The 3,291-nt window shown below is 69.0% G+C and carries 3 protein-coding genes; all 3 read left to right on the forward strand.

Translation table 11 applies throughout. The annotated features are described in order from the left end of the window. Nucleotides 1-184: 184 nt before the first annotated feature. The 3 genes from LQ144_RS22770 to LQ144_RS22780 are packed head-to-tail and all read left to right on the forward strand — an operon-like array spanning nt 185 to nt 3,151. Nucleotides 185-850, forward strand: a complete 666-nt coding sequence (locus LQ144_RS22770) for a hypothetical protein (protein WP_230121513.1) — start codon at nt 185-187, stop codon at nt 848-850. A 49-nt stretch (nt 851-899) separates the two neighbouring features. Then, a complete protein-coding gene (locus tag LQ144_RS22775; protein WP_230121514.1) occupies nt 900-2,345 on the forward strand; it encodes a DDE-type integrase/transposase/recombinase in 1,446 nt (481 codons plus the stop codon). Beyond that, a complete protein-coding gene (locus LQ144_RS22780; RefSeq protein WP_230121515.1) occupies nt 2,342-3,151 on the forward strand; it encodes an AAA family ATPase in 810 nt (269 codons plus the stop codon). Before LQ144_RS22775 ends, LQ144_RS22780 begins: the two co-directional genes overlap by 4 nt. Nucleotides 3,152-3,291 lie beyond the last annotated feature (140 nt).

A 3,291-nucleotide genomic window follows, 5' to 3' on the forward strand; every position in this document is an offset into this window, starting at 1 on the left:
TGTTATGCGTCGCATTGTTTAGCGATGGGGGCGTCTTTGCCGGTGACGATGCAGGTTTCCCCGTCGGTGTCTTGATTTAGTGCCGTTGGCGGCGTCAGGCTGACGATGACTGGATACAACGAACGGCCCGGCGTGAGTTTTCGAGGTTTACGCCGGGCCGCTCTGACGCGTAAAGGCCGCGCCGATGCTCACGGTAAATCATGATGGTGTCTCTGTCGAGTCCGATCTGTCCGGCGGTCGCCTTGAGTGCCCGGAGTGCAGGGGCAGGCTGCGTCCCTGGGGCTGGGCGCGGGAACGGCTGATCCGCCACGGAACCGGGGCAGGGCGGTTCCTGGTGCGCCACCGTCCGCGCCGCGGACGCTGCGCCGGATGCGCTGCCACCCATGTGCTGCTTGAAGCCGGGCTGGCTGCGCGCCGGGCCGATACGGCTGCGGTGATCGCGGCGGCCGTTGAAGCCAAAACCGCCGCGGGCCACGGGCACCGGAGGATCGCGGCCTGGCTGGGCCGGCCAGCCTCCACGGTGCGCGGCTGGCTGCGCACATTCGCCGCTTCCGCCGTCTCGATCGCCGAAGTGTTCACCGCCCTTGCCCACCGTGACGGGGCTGACGCGGCAGGACTCTGGCCGGCACCGGCACCGACCCCGGCAGGGGCGGCGCTGGCCGCGGTCACCGCCTACGCGTCGGTGCTCGCGGAACGGTTCGCCGTCGCCGTAATGCCGTGGCACAGCGCCGGGCTCGCCGCGGCCGGTCCGTTCTTCTTCAGCACCGGACGGTGGCATGGAGGGGTGCAACACGAATTGGCTCTTACCCCGCAGGTCCGGGGCGGCAAGGGTGAAGAAAGCACCGGCTGAACCCGCCGGGGCCATCCCATCCTGAGCCTTTTGAAAGGACAGCGTCCCCATGACAGACGCCAAACCGCAGCGCGGGCCCCTGGCCCGTAAGGACCGGGCGGAGAAGACCGCCCTGTTCCGCTACCAATTAATCCGCGGCGCCGCGGACAAAACCCTGACCGGCCGCCAGCGCGGGCCCATGGTCCGGGCCCTGGCGGCCGCCGAGCATGCCGGCCCGGACGGGCAGCCCGTGCGCTACTCGCGCGAAACCCTGGACCGGTGGATCGGTGCCTGGCATCGTGAGGGGTTCGACGGGCTCAAACCGCGGGAAAGGGCCGCCGGCCCGGTGACCCCGGCGACCGTGCTGTCCCTGGCGGCGACCCTGAAGCTTGAGCGCCCGCAGCGCACCGCGGCCCAGGTCCGCCGGATCATGGCCGAAACCCTCGGGGACGCCCCGTCCGAGACGACGCTGCTGCGCCACTTCCGCACCCTGGACATCCCCACCGGCACCGCGGCGGCGGCGACCGGCCGGTTCGAAGCGGCACGCCCGAACGAGATCTGGGTCGGCGACGGACTCCACGGCCCGAGGATCCACGGCCGGAAAACCTACCTCTTCGCGTTCCTGGATGATCATTCCCGCCTCGTCACCGCGGCCCGCTGGGCGTTCGCCGAAGACGCCGTCAGGCTCTCGGCGGCGCTGCGCCCGGCCCTGCAAACCCACGGGATCCCCGAGACGATTTACGTCGATAACGGCAGTGCCTTTGTTGATTCATCGCTGGCGCGGGTCTGCGCGAGGCTGGGCATCAAACTGATCCATTCCAGGCCCTACCGGCCCCAGGGCCGCGGCAAGATCGAGCGCCTGTTCAACACCGTGACATCCCAGTTTCTCTCCGAGATCACCGTGCTCGACGCCCCGGTCCAGACGATTGTTCCGGGCACCGGGGAGGATCCTGCCGGGAGCGCGGTTACCTCGCTGGAGGAGCTGAACGCCTTGTTCACCTCCTGGGTGCAGATGGTCTACCACCGCACCGTGCACTCCACCACCGGGCAGACGCCCCTGGCCCGTTGGGACGCCGGCTGGGAAAACCGGCGCCCGGACCGGAAGGACCCGGACGTAATCGCCGAAGCGTTCCGCTGGTCCGCGATCCGCAAGGTCACCAAAACAGGGACCGTATCGCTGCAGGGCAACATTTACGAGGTCGATCCGTCCTTGGCCGGGGCCCGCATCGAGTTGGTCTATGACCCGTTCGACCTGGCCGGCACGGTCGCGGTCACCGCCGCCGGCGGCGTCCCGGCCGGGGAGGCCGTCCTGCGTGAGATCCGCCGGCACGTGCACCCCAAGGCCGTCAACGCCGCCAAAGACGCCGACGCGGGGGCGAAGAACGCGGCGTCCGGGATCGATTACCTGCGTCTGGTCGAAACCCGGCACAAAACCGCGATGACCGGCGCCCCGATCAGCTTCGAAAAAGTGGCTGCCGCCGGCGCCATGGCCATGGCCGCGGGAGGGTCCCGGTGATCGAGAAACTGCAAACGCACTACGGTTTCACGGCCATGCCCTTCGGCCGCTCCATCCCGGTCCAGGCACTGCACCCGCACCCCGGGCACCGCGAAGCAGTCGCCCGGATCCAGTGGTGCGTGGACCAGCGCCAGACCGGGGTGATCACCGGGGAAGTCGGCGCCGGCAAGACCGTCGCCGTCAGAGCCGCGCTGGCCCAGCTCGAAGCCTCCCGGCACCAGGTGATCTACGTTGCGGACCCCACGGTCGGGATGCGCGGCATCCAGTCCCAGATCGTCACCGCCCTGGGAGGACAGCCCGCTCGTTACTCCGGGGTGCTGGCGCACCAGACCGCGTCCCTGCTCGCCGGGGAACTGGACGAACGCGCCCGCCTGCCCGTGGTCGTGATCGACGAGGCCCACCTGCTGGCGAACACGGACCTGGAATCGCTTCGCATGCTCACTAACAGCGCGCTGGATACAGGCTCGCACTTCGCGCTGCTGCTCATCGGCCAGCCCACGCTGCGCCGCCGGCTCAAACTCGCGGTCCTGGCCGCCCTGGACCAGCGGGTTTCCACCCGGTTCGCGATCACCGGAATGGATCTGACCGAGACAGCAGCCTACATCCGCCACCACCTCAAATACGCGGGCCGATCCGACACCCTGTTCTCCGATGACGCGGTCGCCGCGATCCACCAGGGCTCGCGCGGTTACCCCCGGGCGGTGAACAACCTCGCCGTTTCCTCCCTGATCGCGACCTACGCGGCAGGCAAGGCCATCGTGGACCTCTCCGCGGCCCAGTCCGCGATCACGGAGAACAGCGAGTAAAACACGCCGTCACCAATGACCATCGCCGCGTCAGCGCGACGATCAGCGCCCCGCCGGTCACCATCCGGCGGGGCGCTTTCATGCCCGCCCGTCGCCACGGACCGTGACGGCTACATCGTCAAATAACGCGATCGGTAACA

It is taken from the genome of Arthrobacter sp. Bi83 (genome assembly GCF_918698095.1).
In the GTDB taxonomy this organism is placed as follows: Bacteria; Actinomycetota; Actinomycetes; order Actinomycetales; family Micrococcaceae; genus Arthrobacter.

Bases quoted from the DNA above. Each gene is read 5' to 3' on its own strand.
- LQ144_RS22770 (WP_230121513.1), top strand. From the start codon at position 185: ATGCTCACGGTAAATCATGATGGTGTCTCTGTCGAGTCCGATCTGTCC.
- LQ144_RS22775 (WP_230121514.1), top strand. From the start codon at position 900: ATGACAGACGCCAAACCGCAGCGCGGGCCCCTGGCCCGTAAGGACCGG.